The organism is uncultured Planococcus sp., assembly GCF_947501725.1.
GTDB classification, from domain to species: Bacteria; Bacillota; Bacilli; order Bacillales_A; family Planococcaceae; genus Planococcus; species Planococcus donghaensis_C.
In genome coordinates, this window is the sequence record NZ_CANMXD010000009.1 from 80,928 (window position 1) to 106,801 (window position 25,874).

Annotated in this window: 22 protein-coding genes; 4 read left to right on the forward strand and 18 right to left on the reverse strand. The window is 45.1% G+C overall.

Annotation, left to right across the window (positions count from 1 at the left end; genetic code table 11):
* Positions 1-3: 3 nt before the first annotated feature.
* Genes Q0785_RS13860 through Q0785_RS13880 form a run of 5 tightly spaced genes read right to left on the reverse strand, consistent with a single transcriptional unit; the run spans position 4 to position 4,723 of the window.
* A complete protein-coding gene (locus Q0785_RS13860) occupies positions 4-1,326 on the reverse strand; it encodes a 6-phospho-beta-glucosidase (RefSeq protein ID WP_298830817.1) in 1,323 nt (440 codons plus the stop codon).
* An 18-nt stretch (positions 1,327-1,344) separates the two neighbouring features.
* A complete protein-coding gene (locus Q0785_RS13865; RefSeq protein ID WP_298830821.1) occupies positions 1,345-2,736 on the reverse strand; it encodes a glycoside hydrolase family 1 protein in 1,392 nt (463 codons plus the stop codon).
* A gap of 20 nt (positions 2,737-2,756) precedes the next feature.
* Positions 2,757-3,062, reverse strand: a complete 306-nt coding sequence (locus Q0785_RS13870; RefSeq protein WP_223636835.1) for a PTS lactose/cellobiose transporter subunit IIA — start codon at positions 3,060-3,062, stop codon at positions 2,757-2,759.
* Between the two features lie 43 nt (positions 3,063-3,105).
* A complete protein-coding gene (gene celB, locus Q0785_RS13875) occupies positions 3,106-4,392 on the reverse strand; it encodes a PTS cellobiose transporter subunit IIC (protein ID WP_223636771.1) in 1,287 nt (428 codons plus the stop codon).
* Positions 4,393-4,411: 19 nt separating this feature from the next.
* Positions 4,412-4,723, reverse strand: coding sequence for a PTS sugar transporter subunit IIB (locus tag Q0785_RS13880; RefSeq protein ID WP_223636769.1), 312 nt, complete (start codon positions 4,721-4,723; stop codon positions 4,412-4,414).
* A gap of 183 nt (positions 4,724-4,906) precedes the next feature.
* Between Q0785_RS13880 and Q0785_RS13885 the strand changes: the two genes are divergently transcribed.
* Together Q0785_RS13885 and Q0785_RS13890 are read left to right on the forward strand one after the other, a co-directional pair.
* Complete coding sequence (locus Q0785_RS13885) at positions 4,907-5,845, forward strand: Gfo/Idh/MocA family oxidoreductase (RefSeq protein WP_298830838.1); 939 nt, start codon at positions 4,907-4,909, stop codon at positions 5,843-5,845.
* Positions 5,846-5,937: 92 nt separating this feature from the next.
* Positions 5,938-6,609: an HAD family hydrolase gene (locus Q0785_RS13890; protein WP_223636765.1), complete on the forward strand. Its 672-nt coding sequence runs from the start codon at positions 5,938-5,940 to the stop codon at positions 6,607-6,609.
* 119 nt (positions 6,610-6,728) lie between these two features.
* Here Q0785_RS13890 and Q0785_RS13895 read toward each other — a convergent pair whose 3' ends face one another.
* The 5 genes from Q0785_RS13895 to Q0785_RS13915 are packed head-to-tail and all read right to left on the reverse strand — an operon-like array spanning position 6,729 to position 12,326.
* Positions 6,729-8,219, reverse strand: coding sequence for an aldehyde dehydrogenase family protein (locus tag Q0785_RS13895; RefSeq protein WP_298830840.1), 1,491 nt, complete (start codon positions 8,217-8,219; stop codon positions 6,729-6,731).
* Between the two features lie 28 nt (positions 8,220-8,247).
* The gene (locus Q0785_RS13900) at positions 8,248-9,213 is read right to left on the reverse strand and encodes a PDR/VanB family oxidoreductase (protein ID WP_298830843.1); all 966 of its coding nucleotides are present in this window, start codon (positions 9,211-9,213) and stop codon (positions 8,248-8,250) included.
* A gap of 6 nt (positions 9,214-9,219) precedes the next feature.
* The gene (locus Q0785_RS13905) at positions 9,220-9,735 is read right to left on the reverse strand and encodes a hypothetical protein (RefSeq protein WP_298830846.1); all 516 of its coding nucleotides are present in this window, start codon (positions 9,733-9,735) and stop codon (positions 9,220-9,222) included.
* A 13-nt stretch (positions 9,736-9,748) separates the two neighbouring features.
* Positions 9,749-10,741, reverse strand: coding sequence for a DUF3445 domain-containing protein (locus tag Q0785_RS13910; RefSeq protein WP_298830849.1), 993 nt, complete (start codon positions 10,739-10,741; stop codon positions 9,749-9,751).
* Position 10,742: 1 nt separating this feature from the next.
* Positions 10,743-12,326, reverse strand: a complete 1,584-nt coding sequence (locus Q0785_RS13915) for a cytosine permease (RefSeq protein WP_298830851.1) — start codon at positions 12,324-12,326, stop codon at positions 10,743-10,745.
* 300 nt (positions 12,327-12,626) lie between these two features.
* On the opposite strand from Q0785_RS13915, the gene Q0785_RS13920 reads away from it, so the two are divergent.
* A complete protein-coding gene (locus tag Q0785_RS13920) occupies positions 12,627-14,423 on the forward strand; it encodes a sigma 54-interacting transcriptional regulator (RefSeq protein ID WP_298830854.1) in 1,797 nt (598 codons plus the stop codon).
* 106 nt (positions 14,424-14,529) lie between these two features.
* On the opposite strand, the gene rpoN is transcribed toward Q0785_RS13920, so the two are convergent.
* The 3 genes from rpoN to Q0785_RS13935 form a co-directional block, all read right to left on the reverse strand.
* The gene (gene rpoN, locus Q0785_RS13925; protein WP_298830857.1) at positions 14,530-15,879 is read right to left on the reverse strand and encodes an RNA polymerase factor sigma-54; all 1,350 of its coding nucleotides are present in this window, start codon (positions 15,877-15,879) and stop codon (positions 14,530-14,532) included.
* 189 nt (positions 15,880-16,068) lie between these two features.
* The gene (locus tag Q0785_RS13930; RefSeq protein WP_298830860.1) at positions 16,069-17,517 is read right to left on the reverse strand and encodes an aldehyde dehydrogenase family protein; all 1,449 of its coding nucleotides are present in this window, start codon (positions 17,515-17,517) and stop codon (positions 16,069-16,071) included.
* A 13-nt stretch (positions 17,518-17,530) separates the two neighbouring features.
* Positions 17,531-18,862, reverse strand: coding sequence for an aspartate aminotransferase family protein (locus Q0785_RS13935; RefSeq protein WP_298830863.1), 1,332 nt, complete (start codon positions 18,860-18,862; stop codon positions 17,531-17,533).
* A 211-nt stretch (positions 18,863-19,073) separates the two neighbouring features.
* Here Q0785_RS13935 and Q0785_RS13940 point away from each other — a divergent pair, with 211 nt between their 5' ends.
* Positions 19,074-20,483, forward strand: a complete 1,410-nt coding sequence (locus Q0785_RS13940) for a sigma 54-interacting transcriptional regulator (RefSeq protein WP_298830866.1) — start codon at positions 19,074-19,076, stop codon at positions 20,481-20,483.
* A gap of 181 nt (positions 20,484-20,664) precedes the next feature.
* On the opposite strand, the gene Q0785_RS13945 is transcribed toward Q0785_RS13940, so the two are convergent.
* From Q0785_RS13945 to Q0785_RS13965, 5 genes are all read right to left on the reverse strand, one after another.
* The gene (locus Q0785_RS13945) at positions 20,665-21,390 is read right to left on the reverse strand and encodes a class I SAM-dependent methyltransferase (RefSeq protein WP_298830868.1); all 726 of its coding nucleotides are present in this window, start codon (positions 21,388-21,390) and stop codon (positions 20,665-20,667) included.
* A gap of 98 nt (positions 21,391-21,488) precedes the next feature.
* Positions 21,489-21,878 carry an RDD family protein gene (locus Q0785_RS13950; protein WP_298830870.1) on the reverse strand — a complete coding sequence of 130 codons (390 nt, stop codon included), beginning with the start codon at positions 21,876-21,878 and terminating at the stop codon, positions 21,489-21,491.
* A 231-nt stretch (positions 21,879-22,109) separates the two neighbouring features.
* The gene (locus tag Q0785_RS13955; protein ID WP_298830872.1) at positions 22,110-22,880 is read right to left on the reverse strand and encodes an SDR family oxidoreductase; all 771 of its coding nucleotides are present in this window, start codon (positions 22,878-22,880) and stop codon (positions 22,110-22,112) included.
* Between the two features lie 96 nt (positions 22,881-22,976).
* Positions 22,977-24,515 carry an MFS transporter gene (locus Q0785_RS13960; protein WP_298830875.1) on the reverse strand — a complete coding sequence of 513 codons (1,539 nt, stop codon included), beginning with the start codon at positions 24,513-24,515 and terminating at the stop codon, positions 22,977-22,979.
* Between the two features lie 282 nt (positions 24,516-24,797).
* Entirely contained in the window at positions 24,798-25,871 is a 1,074-nt protein-coding gene (locus Q0785_RS13965) for a Gfo/Idh/MocA family oxidoreductase (protein WP_298830878.1), read from the reverse strand.
* Positions 25,872-25,874 lie beyond the last annotated feature (3 nt).

Consider the following 25,874-nt stretch of genomic DNA (forward strand, 5'->3'; position numbering starts at 1 on the left):
AGATCAGCTGATATAAGATTTTTCGAATTGCGGCAAGTGTTCTTTATGGGCTTCCAGCATTTCATCCAGGATTTTCTTCGCAATGCTGTCGGATGGTACGAGAGGGTTGATGGCCATCGCCAGCAATGCGGTATGATAATCTCCGGTCACCGCCGCTTCCGCAGCCAGGCGTTCAAACGATTTGATCTGCTGCACCAAGCCGCTGACCGCTACAGGCATGTCACCCATATTGATCGGCTTCGGCCCTTCATTGGTGATGATGCAGCTGATTTCAACAGCCGAGTCGGCGGAAATGCCTGAAATCGCACCGTTATTCCGAACATTCACCACTTGGATATCCTGCTTATTGTTATAGATGGAATCGATCAAATTACAGGCGGCATCACTATAGAATGCGCCGCCGCGCTCTTCCAGCTGCTTGGGTTTAACCGCCAGATTCTCGTCGCTGTACAAAGTGAATAATTCTTTTTCCAGTTCCTGCACCACTTCAGCACGCGTCCCTTTTTCCTCCAGGTCCTGCTGTTCCTGTGCAAGCATTTTCTGGGTCTGGTAATAATAGCGGTGGTACGGACACGGCAATAGGTTCAAGGCTTTAATAAAGTCCTTTTCCCACCCGACATCGACAATGTTCTTCATCGTCATCGCCGTTCCGCTTGTCAGCCGGTCCAGCACTTCTCCCATAACGGCTTTGCCATCCAAATAGACCGCCAGTCCATAAACCATGTGGTTCAAACCGGCAAAGTCGATATGGATACGGTTCTTTTCGACCCCAAGCATCTCTGCCACCGCCATATGCATCCCGATCGGCACATTGCACAAGCCGATGGTTTTCGTAATGCTGCTGTAGCGAAGGACGGCTTCTGTGACCATTCCGGCTGGATTCGAAAAGTTGATGAACCAGGCTTCCGGACACAGTTCTTCGATATCCCGGCAAATCTCCAAAATGACTGGAATCGTACGCAGCCCCTTCAACAAGCCGCCTGGACCATTGGTTTCCTGACCGATTACGCCGTATTTCAATGGAATCCGCTCATCTTTGGCACGCGCCTCCAGATGGCCGACACGGATTTGCGTCGTGACGAAATCCGCTCCCGGCAAAGCCTCGCTGCGATCCAGCGTAGTGCGGATCTCAATCGGGACCCCCGCTTTTTCCACCATCCGTCTGGCAAGAGCCGACACGATTTCGAGCTTCTTCCGTCCCTCCGGTATATCGACAAGCCACAGTTCCCGGACCGGCAATTCGGGGTAGCGGTTAATAAACCCTTCAACCAATTCAGGCGTATAGCTCGAGCCTCCGCCAATCGTCACTATTTTGATGCCCTCCATCTACTCACTCCTTCCGTACTAGCTAAAGCCATTCTGTTCAGAAACCTGCTTGATCCAATGAGCGCTTTTTTTAGGCGTCCTCTTCTTTGTGTCAATATCGACGGAAAAGAAACCGTAGCGATTTTTATAGGCGTTCATCCACGACCAATTGTCCATGAACGACCACAAATGATAGCCTTTGACATTGCAGCCTTCTTCAATGGCCCTATGCAGCCATTTTAAGTGTCCGCTGATGAATTCAATCCGGTAATCGTCCTGAATTTCCCCGTTTTCCATGAACCGCGATTCGTCCTGGACACCCATGCCGTTTTCGGCGATATACGATTGAATATTGCCGTAGTTGTCCCGCAGATTGACCATAATGTCATAAATCCCTTTTTCGTAGATTTCCCAGCCGCGGTAAGGGTTCATCTTTCTGCCGGGCATTTCATAGTTATCGAAATACCAGTCCGGCATGAACGGCCCATATGGATTCGGCAGATGCTCTTTCGCTTTCACCCGTCTCGGCTGATAGTAGTTGACGCCCAGAATATCGACGATTCCCGCTTCCAATAAAGCCTGATCGCCTTTTTCGGTATGCGGCAGCTGTCCGTGCTCACTCAGCAGTTCCACCAATTCATCGGGATACTTTCCTAACACCGCCGGATCCAGGAAGCTGCGATTGAAAAACAGATCGGCAGCATGGGAAGCTTTCAAGTCGGCCGGATGCTGGCTTCTCGGATAGGAAGGCGTCAGATTCAGAATAATGCCGATCTGCCCCCCTGTAATTCCAGCTGACCGGAATGTTCCGACCGCTTTTGCATGGGCCATCATCGTATGATAAGCCACCTGCACAGCACGTCTTGCGTCTACTATATTCGGATAGTGGAAATCGTATAGGTATCCGCCTTCGACCGGAACAATCGGCTCATTGAACGTAAACCATTTTTTCACCCGGTCACCGAATAACCGGAAACATTGTCCAGCAAACTCTGCATACGCCTCCACGACCGACCGGCTCTCCCAGCCGCCTTCCTGCTGCAGTTCAAGCGGCATGTCAAAATGGTAAAGCGTGATGAAAGGTTCAATATCCTGTGCCATCAATTCATTGATGACATTATTATAGAAAGTCACCGCTTCCGGATTGACTGGTCCGCGCCCTCCTGGAATCAGCCGGGACCAGGAAATCGACAGCCGGAACGTATTATGGCCAATTTCCTTCATCAGCCCGATATCTTCTTTATATAGGTGATAAAAATCAGAGGTGGACTCGGGACCCACTTCTTCAAAAAAACGGTTGGGCTCGTTTCGATGCCAGTGGTCCCAGATATTCTGGCCTTTTCCGCCTTCTTCTGAGGCACCTTCTATCTGTGTTGCAGATGTCGCGCTTCCCCACCAAAATCCTTCTGGAAACTTGTACTGTAAAGCCATTCTACGACCTCCATCTGGTTCTATTTATTGCGGTAGATCTCAACTATTTCGACAGCCAGATCTCTGACTGTCATTGAAGTCATCAAATGATCCTGTGAGTGGATCAGCATAACCGTAATGGTATTTTCTTCTCCGCTGGCTTCTTTCTGCAATAATTGCGTCTGGTAAGCATGGGCTTTCCCCATCTCTTCCCCCGCTACGGTCAAAAGCCTATCCGCTTCCTCGAAATCATTGGCTTTTGCAGCCTGTATCGCTTCCATGGCACTGGATTTTCCATTGCCGGCATTCAGGATTATTTGAAAAGCAATTTCTGTGATTGTGTCCATCTGCATTTGCGGTCACCTCTACTAGTAGTTTTCAGGAAAATGATCAAGCTTCTTCCCGTTCAGTATCATAATAATTTTTGTCCAGAATCCGCAGGAACGGCCACCAGATCACCATGACGACCAGCATGTTAACTGCCTGAAGCACACCGCCCTGCCATGCATTTCCTGTTGCCAGGAATCCGTTGAGGATAGGGGGTGTCGTCCATGGCACGATAATTCCCGCCGGTCTTGGCACCAACCCTGCGGCCATCGAGTAATACGTGATGACTGTTACTGCAACCGGTGCCAGCATCCACGGGATGATGATCAACGGATTCATGATGATCGGCAAACCGAAGATGATCGGTTCGTTGACATTGAAAACGCCTGCCGGTGCTCCGAGTTTCCCCAACTCTTTGAGCTGCCGGCTTTTTCCGATGGCAAAAATCAACACAATGACCGCAAGCGTCATTCCTGTTCCACCCATTCCAACAAGGAATGAATCGATGAATTGCTTGGTCACAATGTTCGGAAGGGCTTCTCCAGCTTGGAAAGCCACCAAGTTCTGGTCATTAAGAGTAAACCAGATCGGATCGAATACCGAGTTGATGATGATTTGCCCATGCAAACCAAAGAACCAGAAGACCTGCGTCAGCAGGACGATGATGATCGTTGCCGGCAAACCGCTTCCGAGAATCGTCAACGGCTGTTGGATAATCGTGAAAATGAAGTTTTGCATGGTTTCAAATGTCGTAAAGCTGAACAACACGCGGATGAGCAAAAAGACGGACAGTGTTAAAGTGATCGGGATCAACGCACTGAACGATTTCGATACGGCTGCCGGCACACCCGCCGGCATCTTGATGGTCCAGCCACGCTCGATGAAAAAGCGATTAAGTTCCGCAGAAAGAAATGCAGTGAAAATTCCAAGGAACATCCCTTGTGCCCCAAGAGCTGAAGTTGGAATCACGCCTGGTACATCTTCCAAAACCTGCGGCGTCAAAATCAGGAAAGCCGCCAAAGCGACAACTCCGCCATAAATGGCGTCCTGTCCATAATGGGCAGTCAGCTTATAGCCGATGCCGATGATGACAAACAGCCCCATGATACTGAGCGTCGCAGCCGACGCTGGCCCTAACGCGTTTTGATAAGCCGCAAAAGCTTCCGGACTGATGACCCGGTCAAGGAATGGGAAATTGGCGATGACCACGAAGATGGAACCGAAAATAATCAGTGGCAAGGCGACCATGAAGCCGTCCCGCAAGGCAGTCAAGTACCGATTGTTATTCAGTGCATCCGCAAGCGGCAGTAAAAAACTTTCCAAAAACGACATAAACTTATTGTTCTCCATTTTCTTTCCTCCGCTCCTGTTAATGGGTTTCGATCAATTCCATCGCTCTGTTCAATACCGCTTCGCCGTCGAGCCTGCCATAAGCCATCGAATCGATGACTTCCAGCGGAATGCCGACTTCTTCCGCCACTTTCGCGAATTTCTTCTTCATAAACCTCATTTGTGGACCAATCAGCAGGACATCCGCCTTTTCCATGTCTTTAGGTGCCTTGTCCTGTGAGACCGCCCAGATGGTTACATCAACCCCTCTGCTCTTCGCCGCTTCTTCCATTTTGGTGACCAATAGGCTGGTGGACATCCCCGCTGAACAGGCTAATAATATGTTCTTCATCTTTTTACCCCTCCCGATCTAGTTTTCTGAAATATTCGACTACAACCTCAGTTTAATTTGAAAACGCTTACAACTCTACCTATTAATTTTCCGCTTCATAGAGGAAAAGAGTAACCCCTCCTTTTTTGTAAATCTGCGTTAGAATAGAAGATAAGCACATCAGCTACACTAGGAGGAATCGCAATGAGATTTGGCATCATCGGAACAAATTGGATCACTGACCGGTTTATTAAAGCAGCAAAGCAACATCCTGAGTTCATCATCGGAGCCATCTATTCCCGTAAGATGGAAACCGGCCATGCATTTGCAGAAAAGCACGAAGCCGAAAATGTTTATACGGATATGAAAGCCATGTTCAGCAGCGGGGAAATCGATGCGGTATATATCGCATCCCCCAATGCCTTCCATGCCGAGCAAAGCATACTGGCTATGGAGCACGGCATCCACGTCCTCTGTGAAAAGCCCGCCGTGACATCCGTCGAGGAAATGGACAGCATCATCGCAGCTTCACATACGCACAGGACCACTTTTATGGAAGCGATGAAATCCACGGTGACACCTTCCTTCCTGAATTTGAAGGAGAATTTGGACAAGATCGGGCCGATCCGCCGTTTCGTCTTCCATTACAACCAATATTCTTCACGCTACGACAATTACAAGAGTGGCATCATCGAAAATGCATTTAAGCCGGAACTCGGCAATGGCGCCAAAATGGACCTGGGTGTATACGGCGTTGCACCCGTCATCCATTTGGCAGGTGCACCCAAGTCATCCCTTAAGAACGACTATCTGCTATCGACAGGCGCTGACGGACAAGGCAGCATGATCCTGATTTACGAAGGCATGGAAGCGGTCATCATGTATTCGAAGATTTCGGATTCCTTTATGCCGAGTGAAATTCAAGGCGAGAACGGCCTCATCGAAATCGACCGGATCAGCGATCCAAAACGCATCACCGTTAAATACAGAGATGGTGAAACTGAAGATCTATCTGTAGCGCATGAATTCGATACGATGTATTACGAGTTGGCGGAGTTCATCGAATGCGTGAAAAATGGACAGCTGGAATCAGCCATCAATACGCATGCCATTTCACGCGAAGTGACGAAACTGCTGGTGTGAAGCGATTGATTTAAGAAAATATATCCGAAACAGTGTGGAAGATTAAACTCTATAGTTCAACTTATCCAATTCATCAGCAAAGGAAGTGCCTTATGATCAAAGGAATCATATTCGATTTTGACGGTTTGATTTTTGATACGGAAACTCATCAGTATCGCATTCTTCAGGAAATGTTCAGCGAATACGGAAGTGAACTTCCGCTTGCGCTGTGGCAAAATGAAGTCGGCACAGACAGCGGCTTCTCGCCGTTCCATTACATGGAGCAGCAGATTGGCAAACAAGTGGAACATGCGCTCCTTGAGCGACAGTATGAAGAAAAGTTCCTCTCAACTCTGGCCCAGGAGAAAGCCCGGGACGGAGTAGAGGATTACCTCAAGATGGCGCAGGAGTTGGACCTGAAAATCGGTTTGGCATCCAGCTCCAGCTATCGTTGGGTCTCCGGCCATCTGAAGAATCTCGAGCTGTTCGATTATTTTCAGTGCATCCGCACTTCGGATCATGTGGAAAAAGTGAAACCAGATCCTGCTTTGTATATTCAGGCGGCCGAGTGCCTCGATCTGCATCCGGAAAACTGCCTGGTTTTTGAGGATTCCGCACATGGTGCAACCGCAGCGAAAAGCGCTGGCATGGGTTGTGTCATCGTACCGAACACAATCACCAGTACGATGGAGTTCTGCCAAGTCGAGCACCGGTTGGATTCGATGGCAGATATGCCTTTGACTGAGCTTATTGACTATGTAACTGCATTGAAAGTAGAGCGTTAAAACAAAAAAGATGGCTGCTGGTTGAATACCAGCAGCCATCTTTTTGCTTATAATCATCTCCTATGAATACTTTCTAAGTTTCCGTAGGATTTTTGTGCCGAACAAATTGATGTTACTGTTCAGCTCGGAAACCAGCCAATCGGCTCTACATTTAATCTGGTGTTGATTTGTTTGGTCTCTTGGAAATCTTCCATTCCGTATTTCCCTAAACTTCTTCCGATACCACTTTGTTTATATCCACCCCAAGGAGCTTCTACATAAGTTGGGTGGTAATCGTTGATCCAAGTGATGCCCGCTCGGATTTTCTTAATAACCCGTAGAGCTTTTGCTCCGTCATTGGAAAATACGCCACCTGCAAGACCATAATCCGTATCATTGGCCAATTGAATCGCTTCTTCTTCTGTCCGGAATTTCTGGATCGTGACCACAGGTCCAAAGATTTCTTCACGAACTATGCGCATGTCGTTTGTAACATCTGTAAATACCGTGGGTTTGATGAAAAACCCTTTATCCAAACCATTTTCGGTTAACCGATAGCCGCCAGCCGCCAATGTCGCGCCTTCCGCTTTCCCTATTTCGATGTAGTTTAAAATGCTGTTCATTTGCGCTTCACTTACAATCGCACCTACATCAATGCCCTCTTCCAATCCGGGACCGACTATGATTTTATTGGCCCGTTCCACATAGCGTTTAACGTACTCATCGTAAATGCTTTCTTCCACTAAAATCCGGCTGCCTGACGAACATACTTGCCCTGCACCGAAGAAGATTCCGAATAATCCATAGTCTACTGCCGTCTCGAAATCAGCATCTGCAAAAACGATATTCGGAGATTTCCCACCCAGTTCAAGTGAAATTTTCTTCAAATTGCCAGCCGCTGCACGCATAATTCCGCGTCCTACTTCTGTGCTTCCAGTGAAAGAAACAACATCTACATCCATGCTTTCCGCAATCGTTTGGCCGATAACTGAACCGCGGCCCAAGACCATATTCGCAACCCTTTTAGGGATTCCAACCTCTTCCATGATTTCAAACAGCTTCATTGCTGTGACAGGCGTCACTTCTGCCGGTTTATAGACAATGGAGTTGCCGGCTGCCAGTGCAGGTGCAATTTTCCAAACACTCATTAGGAGAGGGAAGTTCCACGGAACGATTAAGCCTGCCACCCCTACTGGCTCTTTAACCACCATTGCCTGCACATTATCAGGCACTTGATAAGTTTCCCCTTCAGGATGCATAATCATACCCGCGTAATAACGGAAGCATGTCGCGGCATCAGCGATGTCAAACCCGGCTTCTTCTTTGCGTTTGCCGTTATCCATTGTTTCCAACACCGTTAACTCTTCTGCACTCTCATCGATCTTGTCAGCAATCGCGTTCAATATAGCCGCTCGCTCATGGGTTGTTTTGCCTGCCCAAATCCCACTTTCAAATGAGTCACGCGCAGCCTGAATCGCCTCTTCTGTTTCTTCCTTACTCGAGCGCGGCGCATGTGCAATCACTTCCTGATTTGCAGGATTGATGATTGCACAAGTTTCTCCGGATTCCGCTAATCGCCATTCACCGTTGATATAGTTTTTCAATTCCAATACGCTTGTCAATACTGTCATTTTGTTTTCCCCCTTATTTTCTTTACGATTAAATTTTGATAGCAATTCGTTCATTTTTGGCGCGTGAACAGCAGGCCAAAATAGAATTTCGGCTTTGGCGGTCGTCTTCCGTCAAAAAGATATCGCGGTGAAGAACTTCACCTTCTGATACTTCCAATTCACAGCTGCCGCAGCCACCTATTTTGCATGCGTACGGCGCTTCAATCCCTGCCTTTAACAACGCATCCAATAATGTTTCATTTTCACCTACATGCAGCGTCGTCTCACTATCGATCAAATCAACAATGAATGGATTTTGGGGTCCATTATCTTGGCCGCTTGAGAATAGCTCAAAATGAATAGCTTTTGCCGGATACCCGTAAGACGCAGCTGCATCACGGTAATCTTTCACCATGTTTACCGGTCCGCAGAAATAGACATGGGTGCCGATGCGGTGATCCAGCATGGAAGCGGGGGACATCTTTTGCGGTTTATCGCTTCGGGAAAAGTGGAAATGGCAGCGGTCCCCATACTCTTCTTTTAATTGTTCATAGAATGCACATTGCTCCGCTGTACGGGCAGTATAATGGAGTTCGAAAGTCTGCCACTCCTCCAAGTCTTGCGCCATTGTCAAAAATGGTGTGATGCCTATGCCTGCCGCATAAAAAACGTGGTGCTTCGCCTGATAACTCAATGCAAAATGATTCCGGGGAAAACTGATTTCGAGTACTGTACCCACTTCAACTTCCGTATGCCAGTAAAGTGATCCGCCTGTCGAATAATCATCTTGCCGGATGGCGATTTCGTAGAAATTACGTTCTCGCGGTGGACTCACTAGAGAATAGGCTCTCTCTAAAACCTCTCCTTCTTTTTGGAGGAACGTTTTTATATGAGCCCCTCCCGCAAAAGCTGGCAACAGCAACTTATCTGTAGGAGTGAATCGGAATCGTTTTACAAACTCCGTCTCCTGAATGATTTGGATAACCTTCACTTCAATATTTCCTGCAACTCTCATTTCTGGTCAACTCCCCACTGTTTGTCGTTGTTCGACAGGTATAAAAGGATAGCCAATATAACCTTTTCTTAGCTTCGAAAAGAACGGCCCTACTTCCAAATGGGCGCTGCACTGACATTGCACAGCTGACTCATTGCTTGGAATTTCAGAAGTGCTGAAACACTTCATACAGTAAATGAAACGTTTTGGTTGATCGATTATGAGTGTTTGGATTTCCTCTTCTGATGCACCTTCATCTACAGCAAGTGAAAAAGCATGATAAGCGGTATCCCACTTGGCGACAATACAAATTTGAGTCCCCATTTTTTGGAAAGCTACAAAGTCACTGATCTGCTGGCTGGGAGTATCTTTTGACACCAGCAGGGAGGCTGTTGGAACCTTGTCCATATTTTTCATTAACGCTTCCACTTGCTCCCGGCCACTCTCATCAAACAACACAGCCAGTTTTCTTCGTCCTTGCAACAGTGAAAAGCTATCAACTAATGTAGGGGATTGATCGAACAATACCGGACGACTGTACATAAAATCCTCTCCTTTATCCTTCACTTTCCTGGTTTGCTTTTAATTTTTCATCTTCTTTCCGCAAATACTCAACTGTTTGCGGCAAATAAGGGGCAATTCCTTTGTATTCTGCCATCGGTTCTGGAATATCCTGCAGGACGCTATACGCCAAATCAAACCATTCTTGCCGTAACTTCAAATCCTCCATCGGCAGGAACTGTGTATTCAAAACAAATAAAATTGCATTACTTCTCGGCATGCGGTAAAACTTCTGCTCTTCTACACGAAGCCGGACAAGTTCACCGGCATTTTCAGCAGTGATCAAGTCTCTCTTCGGCGACCATACATCCATCGTTTCGTAGTTGACGTCCCAACGGTTCGCCATCAAATTCCAATTGATTCGTGTCCAAGGTTCCCCAGCTTCAATCGAGTGCAAAAATTGCCGAACCCGATCGGCCAACTGGTCTCCTTTTCGTGATACGAAAGGGACAGGGCCATGAATCTCATTGAAAGACATACCTTTATTCCAGTGAGCTGAAAACAAGGCCGCATAGGAAACCTGGCCAACTTCCAAATAATAATTGTCATCACGCTGTACCATCATGACAAAATCATTATGGAAATGGCGTCCGATATAATCCAGAGGTTCAAGTTCCAATGTACTGGAGTCACTGAATACGAACGACTCTTCTTCTGCTAAGATATTGTTTTTAAACGTCCAGTTTTGGCCATCTTTCTTCACTTCAAAATGCTCTGGATAACGGCTGACTGCCATATCCACCAACATTTCAAGCACTTCCCACTGCATTTCATGTGTGTGTGGAAATGATTGGAAACGGACATCGTGCTGTTCATCCAATAAACGTCTTTTGGCTCGAATCATCAACTCATACTCTGGTGTTATTTCCACGCAGTTTATATTTTGCAGTTTTTTCAAGTCATTGGAATAGCGGTAATTCCCTGAAGTAAAAGGAAACGGAAACGTCGTTAGATCGGTTGTTTTGAAATCCATGCTTTGTGTGAACATATTAAATTTCCCCTTTCGAGATTAAAGTAGTTGCTGTTTCTTGAGCGGGTGCATCAACCGTATTGCTGACTTGATCAACTTCATATTTGAAAATATATTTTGCGGATACGTAATATGAAATTAATGCTGCAAAGTAAGTCGGGATTCCCGCTGACATGTATAAAAACAAATTGCTCGAGTTAAAGGTAAGCGGATTATACAATCCCCAATAAACCAGGATACTGACTGCAATTGCGACAAGTGCAGATGGGTTTATCCCTTTCCAGTACGTATAATTCCCTTCAGTATCGTAGAGGTGCCTTAACGAAATCTTTTGCTTTTTAACGAAAAAGTAATCAGAAATGATAATTCCGCCGAGGCTTGCCATGATAAAAGAAATGACAGCTATAAATGAACCAAAGGCGTTATAAAAAGTAGCGCTCAATAACAGAAACACAGTTGGGATCGTTGTTCCCATCGAAAATAACCATGTTTTTTTCGGATATAAGGTTTTAAAGCTGACCGTCTGTGAATACATGAGAAAAATCGCTGCGCCTACATTAGCCACCGTAAGCAATAACAAACCGATCAATCCCGCGTATGGACCTGCAATTGGCATCATCCAGCTTGCTGGAGACAATGAACCAGCGATCAGCGTTGAAAGAGCAGCAACAATCGCAGCCAAGGAAACAATGACGCCATAGCTGTAAAAACCGGCCTTGAACGCATGCTTTTCATTTTTGGCAAGTCTGCTGTATTGACCTAAATAAGGAAGCCACGAAAATCCTAATCCAATATTGATTTCCAGGGCGATCGCAAGTGAACGTGAATTCGTCTCAAAAGGTTCGACAGGAAGCAAAGAGTTCAGAGCCGGAATATGCTGGCCAAATACTATGATTGCTATGAGCCCGACCAGGAAAAGAATGAAAGCCGGAACTGCAAAAAGATTAAACTTCCGGATGGCTGCAGGTCCGCGTACGGTAATCAAAAACGTAACAGCAAACAGGGAAATTGAAAAAAATGGAGTCCCCGTCCCTGGGCTGGCAAAGAAAGACGGCATATTCAGCCATACCGCAAGTTCGACCAAGGCTTCACCAGCCATGAACAAAGCAATCGCAATGTAACCCAGCGTTAAAATTAAAAAAACAAAGAAAAATACGTTTGCGCCTTTATAGCCAAGAGAACTTCGAAAGCCAACAAATGTATCAATTCCATACCTGGCAAAGAAAAGAATGATCGGAGCTATTAAAAACATCGGAAAAGCATTTCCAAAGAGCGTTGCAGCAAAGGACTGTGATGATCCCAGCATACTTCCTGTATAGGCACCGGTCAGGAGCCCAAAAGCTGATAGCCCGACGACGACTTGAACGAGTATTAAATCCGTGAAACCAAAGATACGGCCTTTTTTGTCTGTGGGCAAAAACCCAAATGCAACATCATTCGTTACAGCAGATGATTGTTTTGGCATTAAAACTCCCCCTTTGCTGGCATTTTCTAGTATTGGTAAAACACTTTCTGCATGGTATTCTAGCGTTAGATGAGTGTGGCGGCTAAAAACAGTGTAATCATGCTCATTACGATTATTACTCCCGCAGCATCTTTCCATTGAGCGTGTTCCGACTTATCGTTTCCATTATTTTCGTATACTTGAATACGTTTTTCTAAATCCTCGTACATGTTTCGGATAAATGGGTCATCCGATTGAAGATTTTGTTCGTATTTGCTTCGGTTTTCCATACATGTCCCCCCATTATTTGAATTTTCAAATGTATATTAATTTATATAGCAATAAACGTGCCAACTATGAAAGCGCTTTAAATTAATGACAATTACAAGTGATTTATCTGTTTTTATTCAAGTATGAAATTTATATTCAATTCTGAAATTTCGAACAGGAGAAATGCAAATGGAATGGAAATCTGTTTTACTTCAACTTTATGATTACTTGATTGTGACTGCTATTGATGGCAGAATCTGCTCTATAGATGGTAATGGTCCAGCTTTTACCGAGAATCTTTCTGCGCATAAAAAAATTGAAGAGTTGGAGATCAAGTTGTTTACGGAAGGTATTAGCTCACGAGTAGAAGAAGATGGAAAAAAACAGGTTTTTAGGCAGACTACTTGGATGGGACTTGATGTCCTCACAACAGTCTTTAAAGAAAAGGATCATTTTTATTTTGCCTACACTCATTTGGCCCCTACCTATACCGGAGCAGAAAGTCACGAACCGATTGATTTTAAGTCCTCCTCTTTTATTGTAAACAGTCAAGCAATGGAAGAAGTTGCTTCTAAATTGCAAAAAGTGGCCGCAGTCGGCGTAACGGTTCTCTTGCTCGGGGAATCTGGTGTCGGAAAAGAAATGGCGGCAAAAACAATACACAAAATAGGCAGTCGTTCTGACAAACCTTTTGTTTCCATAAACTGTGGAGCTATCCCCGATAACTTATTGGAAAGTGAGTTATTCGGATTTGTAGACGGCGCTTTCACAGGAGCTAAAAAAGGTGGAGTCGAAGGGAAATTCCGCCAAGCACATACAGGCATTTTATTTTTGGATGAAATTGGTGAGTTGTCGCTGTCGCTGCAAGTGAAAATTTTAAGAGCACTTGAAGAACGGGTCATCACCCCTATCGGCAGCAGCAAATCTTATCCAGTAGATATCCAAGTCATTGCGGCCACGAACAGGCCTCTCGAAGAAGCGGTAGCAAAGGGTGAATTTCGGGAAGATTTATACTACAGATTAAATGTTGTGCCGATCATGATCCCTTCTTTGCGTGAAAGAGTCGAAGAAATTCCTTCTCTTGTGCAGCATTTTATCCAAAAGCTCAACACACGCTACCAAAAACAAATCAGTTTCTCTCCAGATGCAATAGATTATTTATGTCTGCAGCCTTGGCCAGGTAACATTCGGGAGTTGGAAAATACAGTTGACCGCCTAATTGTCCTATCCAATTCATCAATCATCACAAGCTCATTGATCGAGCAGATCATCCCTCCAACATTTCCGGCTCGAGTTTCCAGTCCCATGATCACCCAATTGATGCCCCTCCAAGAAGCAGTGGAGATATTGGAGGAAGAGTTGATAACGATGGCGATGGAACAATATAAATCCGTTAAATTGGCTTCGAACATTCTGGGGATCAGCCAGCCCACGATGAGCAGGAAGTATAAGAAAATCAGGGAAATGCAGAAGAATGGCGGAGGCTTGCTCAGCAAGCGCAGAATTCTGGAAGAACAGCTGAATAAACATCTGCGTTCCATCACCATCGTCACAGCTGTCGCCATTTCTGCTGAAGAAGTTCGAAACGCGATGAAAGACACGAAAAGTGTAGCCCTTCGAGCTCCACTTTCTCAAAAGTTCACCACAATCCTTGAGCAGGAAGGTGGCATCAAATGGGTCTTCGTATTCCAGATGCAGGAAGATGGTAAAGTGATCCATGTTGCTGCATCTGACGGTTTTATCCTGGAGCCGGGCGAGGAATATATCGGCCCTCCAGAAGTGATGAAAGTCATTTACGAAGCCTTTAAAGGAAAGAGCGGCGTTACACCTCTGTATGAAGATGAATATGGCGTATGGAAAAGCAGTATTGCCCCGCTATACAATGAAGCTGGTAAGATCATGGCCATCATCGGATTCGACTACAGTGAAGAATATGTAAACAGTGAACTGCAGCGGCTCAGCAAGCAACTGAATATCACTTTATAAGCTCTTGCTGTAAATTCCGCAATAAAAAAGGCAACAGATTGAACGAATATCCATTCTTCAATCTGTTGCCTTCTTTTTAAGTTGCATGCTCCTACATCTGTCGATCTTAACTGTAGCGGATCCTTTTCGTTGAATTGCTGATCAGCAATTCTTCTCTGTATTTCGCTACTGTTCTTCGGGATATTTGAATATTTTCCTTGTTCAATATAGCCACAAGGTTTTGATCGGAATATGGTTTTTTACTGTCTTCAGATTGAATGATTTCTTTGATTTTCGCTTTGATTTGGAATGTGGAATCTATTGTCCCTTCCGTGTTCACTAAACCTTTGATAAAGAGCGTTTGTATACCGAATATCCCACAAGGCGTTTGGATATATTTGTTTTTAATGGCTCGGCTTATTGTCGATTCGTGGACCTCCAATAGCTCTGCTGCGTCTTTTAACCGCATAGGCTTAAGAGCTGCGATCCCCTTTTCGAAAAATCCGGGTTGCATTTCCACAAGCAATCTCGCTAGCCGATAAAGCGTTTTATCCCGTTGCTCCAATCCTTGGATTAATATACTGGCGTCTTTTAGATTCGCTTTTAAATATTCTTTTGTTTTAGAATCGCATTCTTTTATCATCTGCGAGTAGTATTCATCGATCGATACGGTAGGAATATGGCGCCTGTTCACGCTCACTACCCACTCTTTTCCGACTTCATTTACAATGATATCCGGAATCACATATTCAATTGCCTCATGGATTATTTCCTGAAGCGGTTTCGGTTTGAGTTTCCTAATATAATCGACAGCATCCTGAATTTCCAGTTTGGACTTACCACATAAACCTGCTATTTTCTTCAAAGCACCTTCTGCTAGATCGTCTAAATGCTGTTCAACAATTTGATAAGGCAAACTGCATGCTGAATAGCTCTGTGCAATTTGAATCAGCAGACACTCCTTCAAATTTCTTGCTCCAATACCTACTGGCTCAAATGTTTGAAGCAGCTGAAGAACTTTTTCAGCCGACTCCACTGCCACATCGTATCTTTCAGCTACAGTTTCTAAAGGAATATCTATATACCCTGATTCATTCAAGTTATTGATGTAATAGAGAAGCATTTTATGTTCAGTTTCACTTAAATAATTACTGAATGGAATTTGTTCCATCAAATATTTTTCTATATCTATAATCCCTTGATTCGCAGGGCTCTGTGCATCTGTATAGTCTTCATTTTTAAGTTTAGTTGAATTGGTTGAAGTGGACTGATTCTTCAAAAGAACCAACTTCTCGATATTTTTAAATCCAATCTGGTGATCTTGGTACTCAATATTCAACAAGGGGTTTTCTGACACTTTCTCTGTTATACAAGCTTGCAGTTCCACCGCGGACATCTGTAAAACCTGCAGCGATTGTTGCATTTCTTGTGTCATTTTTAATGCTACATTTTGTTTGAGATTGACTTCCAGCTGCAATGTCATCGACTCCTTATAAAAATATTATTACTTTTATAATAGTATACATCGGCGACTTTTACTTAATTTTATTAATTATACGTTTTATTTATTCATGCGGGACATGCCAAAAAAACAGACAATCCACAAAGGAGTTGTCTGTTTTTATTCATTTCCGTATTCCAACACCGTTACAAAGCTCCGCTCAAATCAGTAATTTTGGTTAAAGACAACCAACTTAAGTTCTGTCATTTCCTCAATTGCATATTTAACACCTTCACGTCCGACTCCGCTTTCTTTCACTCCGCCATATGGCATATGATCGACCCGGAAGGTAGGAATGTCATTTACCATTACGCCTCCAACATGAAGCTTTCTCGTCGCCATCAATGCTGTATGGATGTTTTCAGTGTAAATTCCCGCCTGCAAGCCGTAACGCGAATCATTTACTTGGCTGATGGCCTCTTCCACTGATTTTACTTTATTGATGACAATGATTGGTGCGAATACTTCCTGGCAGGAAACTTTCAACGCTGCCTCCACTCCAGTCAGTATAGTCGGATGCAGAATATTCCTCTCTGCTTTTCCTCCCGCTGCAACCGTTGCTCCGCCTTGTTTTGCTTCTTCTATCCAAGCAAGCGCACGTTCAACATCTTTCGAGCTGATCAATGCAGAGACATCTGTTGATGGATCTTGTGGATCGCCGAGCTTTAGGCGGTCGGTAGCTTCGACCATTTTCTCCACGAACTCTTCATACAAGTCTTCGTGAACATAGGCACGCTGCAGGGAAATACAAACTTGACCTTGAAATGCAAAGGCTCCCGACACACAGCGGGCGATAATTTTGTCGAGATCAATTCCACTGTCGATGATGACAGCTGCATTTGAACCCAGTTCCAACGTCACCCGTTTTAAACCGGCTTTGTTGCGAATGCCTATCCCGACAGCCGGGCTTCCGGTAAACGAAATTTTCTTCACTCGGTCATCCTTGACCAAGGCTTCGCCGATCACGGCACCGCTCCCAGTTACTACATTTAATGCACCTGCCGGCAAACCGGCTTCTTTGAACACCTCTGCCAGGAATAGAGAAGACAAGGGTGTTTGTCCTGCTGGCTTTAATACGACTGTGTTTCCAGAAGCAATCGCTGGACCCACTTTATGGGCAACCAAGTTCATTGGAAAATTGAACGGCGTAATCGCACCAATAACACCCAAAGGCTCACGTACCGTATAAGCAATCCGATTCTCCCCACCCGGAGCAGCATCCATCGGAATCGTCTCTCCATGCATGCGCTTTGCTTCTTCGGCCGCAAATTTGTATGTGGCAATTGTTCGGTCGACTTCTGCACGAGCTGTTTTTATCGGCTTGGCTGCTTCATTTGCAATAATGCCCGCTGCTTCATCCGCCCGTTTTTCGAGAATCTTTGCTACATTTTCTAAAATTCCAGCACGCTCATGGGCAGGCAGCTCCGCCATCGTCTCTGCCGCCTTATATGCCGCATCCACCGCCCGGTCCACGTCTTCTGCAGTTGCAGAAGCGACTTGGGCAATCTCTTCATTACTGTAAGGGGAATAAAGAGGCGTATATTTGTTTGCCTCAACCCATTCCCCATTTATAAATAATTGTTTCTTGACTGTGGTTGCTTCGACCTGTGACATGCAACTTACCCCCTTATATTTTTACAAGATTATTTTCAACAGCAGTAAAAGTTTCGTGGATAATATCAGTCATCGCGACCACTTCTTCTTGAGTAATGGTCAACGGTGGCGCAAATACCAGTGTATCCTGGCCATCAAATACGACCGAACGGAAAATCAGGCCTCTCTTGGCTGCTTCGGCTACTAGTTGGGGAACGATTGGCGATTCGAACCTCTCATTTGTCTCTTTGTCTTTGACCACTTCAATTGCCCCGATCAGACCGAGCGTCCGTACTTCTCCGATAATGTCATGCTGCTGTTGAAGCTTGGTGAATTCTTCGAGCATCACTTTGCCCATTTCCTTGGAGTTGGCGACTAAATTTTCACGTTCAATAATTTCAATGTTCTTCAACGCAACTGCACAAGCCATTGCATGGCCGCTGTATGTGTAGCCGTGTAACAGCGTGCCTGTTGACAGTTCAGTAAATTCTTTATGGAGAGGCTCGGAAATCATGACGCCCCCTAATTGCGCGTAACCGCTTGTAACTCCTTTGGCAAAGCACATCATATCCGGAACGACATCATAATGTTCAATACCGAAGTAGGTTCCCGTACGTCCGAATCCGGTGATCACCTCATCGGTGATGAACAAAATTCCATGCTCGTCACAGATGCTGCGTACCGCTTTAAAATATCCTTCAGGAGCGATGTGGACACCGCCAGCCCCTTGGACAGGTTCTGCCACAAAAGCTGCGACCGTATCCGCACCTTCACGTTCAATCACTGCCCGCAAAGACTCCGTTGAAAAGTTTTCTGCGTAATGGAAGTCAGGTGCGATGGAAGTTGTAAAATCGCGAAACGGTTTTAACCCGGTTGCACTCGTGGCTCCCATCGATACACCATGATAAGACTTGGTCCGTGAAATGATCTTTTGGCGATTCGGCTGGCCTTTCAAAATCCAGTAATGGCGTGCGAGCTTATAAGCCGTATCGTTCGCTTCAGAACCGCCTGAAGTGAAAAAGGTCGACGACAAGTTTCCTGGAGCAATTTCTGCAAGTTTTGCGGCTAAACGGATTGCCGGTTCATTGCTGAAAGTCGCAAAGCAAGAACTGAAAGCCAGTTTCTTCATTTGGGCAGCAGCTACTTCCCCGATTTCCTCGCGGCCATGTCCGATATTGACATTCCAAAGTGAGGACATGCCATCAATTAGCGTCCTGCCACTCATATCCGTTAAATAGATACCTTTTCCTTCAGTAAAAATAAACGAAGCCCCTTTTTCCTGTTGTTGGCCAATTGGCGAAGTGGGATGTAAAAAGTGTTTTTTATCTAATTCCATCAATTCTTGAATTTCTTTTTCTCTATTCATCAATAACAGCTCCCTTTGATATAAGTAATTTTAGATTCATAACATATACAGCAAGTTCCATGCCAACTCTTTTTCTGAAGAATTAAAAGAAACTTCCTGCTTTTTGATTCATATTCGAATTAAAATGATATATTTGATTCAGATATGAATCATTCGTAAGATTTGATTTATTTTTGAATCATTCTTAGAGGTTCAATTAAGGAGGGATTGCATGGAGAACGAATTATTGCAAATTGAGCTAAATAAAATTATCGAAACATCGAATAATAATATTACTGTGACGGACCAAGATGGCATCATTTTGCGTTCTAACCCCAACCACTGGTCCATCTACGGAATTGAACCCGACCAGTATATCGGAAAATCAGTTTATCAGCTCCAAAAAGAAGGAGTTCTATCTCCTTCAATCCATGCCATGGTTCTCGAAGACAAAAAACCAGTCCAAATACTGCAGAAGACCAAAACAGGGCGGACTGTCATGGCGACTGGATTTCCAGTATTCGACCATAATGGTGAGATTATGAGGGCCATCAGCTATAGCCAAGATCAAACGGAAATCTTCAATCTCCATGAACAATACAAAGGCCTGGAAAAGAAATTGGTCAGTTATCAAACCGAAGTAGAGGAATTGCGGGGAAAAGAAGCAGATTATCATGGCATCCTGTATCGAAGTTCTTCCATCGAGCAGATTGTAAAAACTATTTACAGCGTTTCTAAAACAGATGCCTCCGTCCTTTTGCTTGGACCTTCAGGTGTAGGGAAAAGCACATTCGCCCGTATGCTCCATGCCCAAAGCAACCGAAAAAACGAACCGTTTATAGAAGTGAATTGCAGTACCATTCCAGAAACTTTATTCGAATCAGAAATGTTCGGTTATGAGTCCGGTTCGTTTACCGGCGCAAGTAAACATGGTAAACAAGGGTTAATTGAAAATGCGGAACAAGGAACTCTCTTCTTAGATGAAATTGGGGAATTGCCTTTAGCCGTCCAATCAAAACTTTTGCGGGTACTTCAAGAGAAGAAAGTAATGCGGATAGGTGGTAAGAAGGAAAGACAAGTGAATTTCCGGCTCATTACAGCGACTAATAAAAATATCGAAGAGATGGTTGAAAAAGGTGAATTCCGTTTGGATTTATTTTATCGCATCAATATCATCCCACTTCAAATTCCACCTTTAAAAGATAGAAAAGAAGATCTACCTATTTTAATCAACCATTATGTTCAAAATATCAATGAAAAATACCAGTTGGCTAAAAAATTCCATACAAGTACCTATGATGTGCTCACCCAATATAATTGGCCTGGAAATGTGAGGGAATTGGAAAATATTTTAGAACGGGTTATATTAACCGTTGATGAAGAAACCATTCTTCCTGAACACCTTCCAGCCAATTTCAGAAGCTCTATTCCTCATATAGAAGACAGGGCTGCGTCAGAAATTAATCATGTTGAGGCTGAGGAACATGATTGGAAGACCTCTATTGAGAAGATTGAAACCCAGTTGCTGAAAAAAGCTTCAAAACACTGTAAAACAACTTACGAAATGGCCGACTATCTTGGAATCAGCCAACCATCTGTTGTGCGTAAACTGAAACAATATGCTATAAGCAGAAATTTGTAAGTCAAAATCCCACGACAAAGAGCCGATTGAAGAGCATATCTTTAATCGGCTCTTGCTATCTCCATATGAAACATGATCATTCTTTCTTTGCCTACTGTAGCTGTTCGATGGGCTGTTTTGGACTAGATATCCACGCCACCGGTTACCACCAGCAATAAACCCACAACCGCCCTTCTCCCATTCAACTTACCTGCGTCGCGGCAATGCCGAAAAAGGATCCCGGATCGTCTGAAAACACCACCCGTTCGAAATGGGCATGGAATCCCGCTTCCGCAAGGAGCTCTTCCCATTCCGGCATGGAAAACAAGCCGCCTTTCATACTGTCATGTTCATGGGTGATCTGCCCATCCCTGTCCCGCATAACATAGGCATACTCCGTTTCCAGCATTTGATCATCCGGGTCGCTGTCATAAGTCCACTCCAAATACCGCATGCCCCGCCCGTCCTTATCAATCCCGCCATGGTTCGTCCGCGGCTCGAACGTTTCCGTGTATTCATCCGGCATGATGAACAGCAGGCCGTCCGGTTTGAGATGCTTTTTGGCATTTTTCATGATCGCCAGCAAATCGGCTTTGTCTGTAAAGTGGGTGATCGCATCGTGGATAAACACCAAATCAAACTGGCGGTCCACTGTCAGCGTCCGCATATCCCCCTGCATATGCGGGCAATCCGGATTCAGCTTGCGGCTGATTTCCAGCATGTCTGCTGACAGGTCCGTCAAGGTCATTGAAAAATGCTTTTTTAGGTAAAAAGCGTTGCTGCCTCCTCCCGAACCGAATTCCAGCGCTTCTTTGACTTGCGGATGATACTGTTGGATGATCTTCAGGAAAAGATGGGCTTCTTCCTCGTATTCCGTGTGCGGTGACAATAACGGCCACCATTCCGCCAGTTCCTTGTACAGCTTCATGCGGACTCACCCTTCCGATTTTTCTTTTATTATATAGCGGGTGAGCGGAAACTGCAGAAAAAAACGATTCCAGAACTAAAATCTGGAATCGCTTTTCATTAAACTTCTTTAACCACTGTATAAGAGTACAGATCGTGCGGGAATTTCTCGCCTTCGTAGGCGTCGTAATGGGCGCGGTCCTTCAAATAGACGAAAGGACCGACGGTATCGCGATGCACGATACGCTCAAGGATCTGTTCAGGCGTCGGTTCGCCGCCTGCTTCGTTTTGAACCTCGATGCCCATCATCTTATGGCCGACCGTCTGGCCTTTCAATCTCATCTGCGCGTATTCCAGTCCCCAGAAAATCACGGTCGGCGATACGACCGTGTAGATAAAGCTGTTCTTCGTTTTTCTTTTCAATAGTGGCTCAATCACGAACGATACCGCAGTGGAAATCGCTGTATCGATCAATCCCGCTTTCAAGCGCTTTTTCGTTAGTTCATTCATTTAGTTCATCCCTCCGTTGCGAGTAGTAAAGTAAAGGCTAAGAAAATAGTTGGTGTCGCTGACCATTCGGACCAATAACGTTCTTCAATTCCTCGAAACAAGGTTTGCAGGGAAACCTACAGAGTAGTCAACTTCTTTATTGTACTCTAAATCCCTTAATATCCCAAATAAGTTCACTGCAAGAAAAAAAGCATCCTCTTAAAGATGCTTTTTCATCGTGTTCCTACTATATTAAATCGTCATACTGCCGAAACCGCCATCGACCCGCAGCAAGGAACCTGTCACAAATCCGGAAGCCTTGTCGGAAGCCAGGTATACGGCGGCTCCCTGTAATTCATCGGGGTCGCCGAACCGGTTCATCGGAGTATGTTCCATAATGGAAGCAATCCGGTCTTCACTTAAAATCTTCTTGTTTTGCTCAGCAGGAAAGAATCCAGGAATAATGGCGTTTACACGGATGCCATGAGGTGCGAATTCTCTTGCTAAAAACTGAGTGACGCTGTTGACGCCCGCTTTGGAGGCGGAATACGTAAAGACTTTTGATAACGGGGTAGTGGATGACACAGACGAGATATTGATGATGCTGCCTTTTCTTTTCTGCTCGATCATCCGTTTCGCAAACACCTGCGTCGTAAATACCAGCCCTTTCAAGTTGACGTCCATAATGTCATCCCACTCGTCCATCTCCAGTTCAAGGAAAGGAGTCGAACTGTTTTTGCCGGGCGCATTGAGGACAATATCCCAGCCGCCTGACCAGGCTTCAATTTCCTTTGCCAGGTTTTCAATCGATTCCTGTGAACTGACGTCTCCTTGAAAAGATTTGGCAGTCCCGCCATTTGCTTCAATTTCTTTTGTCACCTTCTCCGCTTTTTCCATATTCCGGCCGACAATAGCCACTTTCGCTCCCTGATCAGCCAACCCTTTCGCGATTGCCCCACCGAGTGCACTGTTGCCTCCAAGCGCCACTGCCGTCTTTCCTGTCAAATCAAATAGATTACCCATTTTATATTCCTCCTGAATTTCAGTAATTTGCTGTTCTCTATTTGCCGCTTTGCTCCAAAAAACTCCGTTCCCTGTCTGGAAGAGAACGGAGTTTTTTTACTTCGAACTCGGAATAGGATTCAGCGAATCGCCGCTTTTGTCCGTCTGTTCGACTGGCTGTGCCGCCACTCGTTTTCTTTCGTTTTCGGCTTTCTCTTTAACTTCACCAATCGACTTCTGAATATCCGCCATTTTCTTACTGTCCAAATAATAAAACTTCATCGCAATCAAGGATACGATCCAACCGAGCACCGGTATTCCAAATGCCAGGAAAATGGTCATACCATATAGGGAAGCGGTCAATGTTTCCCCAATTTCAGGAAATGTATTCTTATAGCCTATTAAAGCCACTGCGAAGCCGACAAGGGCCGGAGCTAAAGAAGAAATCATTTTATCGACAAACGAGAATAGCGTGCCGATCATTCCCGGAACATAACGCCCGGATTTATAGGTTTCATAATCAGATACATCCGCAATCATCGGAATGACTAATGCTGATGGCAGATTTCCGAAGCCCAGTCCCAATGTGTACAGAACAATGAATGCAATTGTAGCAAAACCAAGATTATCAAGTGCAATCGTTGTCGGATCGATCACAAAAAGAAGTGCAATGAGAATACCGAATGCGCCAAGCCCAATCCAGGTTGAGGCGATAAAGGATTTTTTCAAATCCTTTTTCCTTGCATACGCCACACCCGCAAATGTGATTATCAAGGTAGGGATAAGAATAATCATTGAAATGGTTCCGCTTAATTCATAGTCTCCAAGCAGGATATCGAATAACATGACCATCACGACAGCATGACGGAGAACACTTAACGTCAATTTATCGCTGGAAGCTGCAATAATCAGCATTTGCAGCGGCCGGTTCCCTTTCAGGATCGGCCAATAATCACGGATACTTGTTTTCACATTCAATTCTGATAGACCAAAGAATTCTTTGCGGTCCTTTGCCCAGATTCCCGCTACCGCCATACCCGTGAATATCAAACCAAGGACAATGACATACGTGTTCAGTTCTGTAAACAGCGGCATGGTGAAACCGCCGTGTTTAGCCACCAGGTAAGAAGCGACGAAAATCTGACCACCAGTAAACAGCAGAGTATTATTGATTCCGTCAAATACCGCAAAGAGTGGACGTTGTTTCGGATCGTTCGTCAGAGCAGTCTGTGCTGCTTTTGTGCATGCTGTCTGAAATGTATAGCCCACAATATAAACAGCGTAGACAGCAATGAAAAACAGCATTTGAAACGCTTCCGGCAATAGATGCGTAACATTGTACATCGTCATAAGGGAAACGGCTAAAATCACATTCCCTATAATCATCAACGGCCGGAACTTGCCGAATTTCGATTCGGTCTTATCGATGATAAAACCGATGATTGGATCTGTGATTCCATCAAACACACGCATGAGAGTCAAAATCATACTGACCGCCACTACGGTCAGCCCTGCGATCCCTGTAGCATAATAGCTGACAAAAGCCAGGGCGAACATGTACATATTCGTAGCAGTATTATTTAATGTAAAAAAGCCGATCTGCCATAATTTCGCCTTGTGGTATCCGTAGTTATCGCTTGCTGCTGCGCTTGTCATAGAATCCCCTCTTTTCTCTCATAATAATTGTCCTGTCCAAATCTTCAGCATCTTTCATGAATACGCTTTCAAATCTTTTTTAAATCTAACTTTATCGCTTCCACCCATAAATTGAAGAGTTTTAATTATTTGTTTGGCCAACAAACTATATAACTAACAATATATATGAAAGCGCTTCAGCAAGCAACCCTTTCGTTGCAATTTTCTAAAAATATTTTTAAATAAAAAAACTGATTTGCTCCCGGGTACACAATTCGGGTAGCAAATCAGCCTCTCTTTTCTTTACGCTGTCACGGTTATTGCCTGTTGCTGTGCTTGCAGGCAGAGTTCTGCCGCCTTGAAGGCATGAGCCTGCGTCATCGCATGCTCTGTACGGTTCAAGCAGTCTTTGATGAGTTCCCCGAAGAACGGAAAGCCGACTTGCCCAGACAGGCTATAATGCTTTTCTCCGTCTTTATTGACCAGGTACAACTGATCGCCGGTTTCATCACGCGCCACATCCACGTATTTCCGGATTTCAATGGTGCCTTCTGTTCCCGTGATGAAGGTGCGGCCATCTCCCCAAGTGCTTAAGCCATCCGGAGTGAACCAATCGACCTTGAAGATCTGGGTGGCGCCATTATCGCCGCGCAGCGTAGCATCTCCGTAATCTTCCAGTTCCGGATGATCAGGATTATTGTAATTTCCGACCTTGCTGTGGAGAATCTCTGCATCTTTACAGTCGGCATAATATAAAAATTGCTCAATCTGATGGCTGCCGATATCGCAGAGGATTCCGCCATACTGTTCTTTGTTGAAAAACCAGTCCGGACGGCTGGAGGCATTCAGGCGATGCGGCCCGAATCCCGTCACTTGAATGACGCGGCCGATTGCCCCATCTTTAATAAGCTCCCCGGCGAAAACCGCTCCTTCTACATGAAGACGCTCACTGAAGTAAACCATGTATTTCTGGCCGGTCTGTTTTACGACTTCTTTGGTTTCTTCCAATTGAGCCATCGTCGTGAAAGGGGTCTTATCCGTAAAATAATCTTTTCCGGACTCCATGACCCGGTTTCCAAGCGCGCTCCGTTCAGAAGGAATGGCAGCTGCGGCCACCAGTTTAACCGTGTCGTCCTGCAAAATATGTTCCAGGGATGGTGCAGCTTGAGCCTGTGGATATTTCCCGATAAACTCCTGCACTTTCTCGGGATCCGGATCATATACCCATTTCAACGTCGCTCCTGCTTCCAGCAGTCCGTTGACCATACCGTTGATGTGGCCATGGTCCAGAGCTGCTGCTGCTATCGGGAACTCCCCTTCTCCAACAACCGGGTTCGGCTTTCCTTTGGGTGCATAAGTCATTCCATCTTTACTCATGTG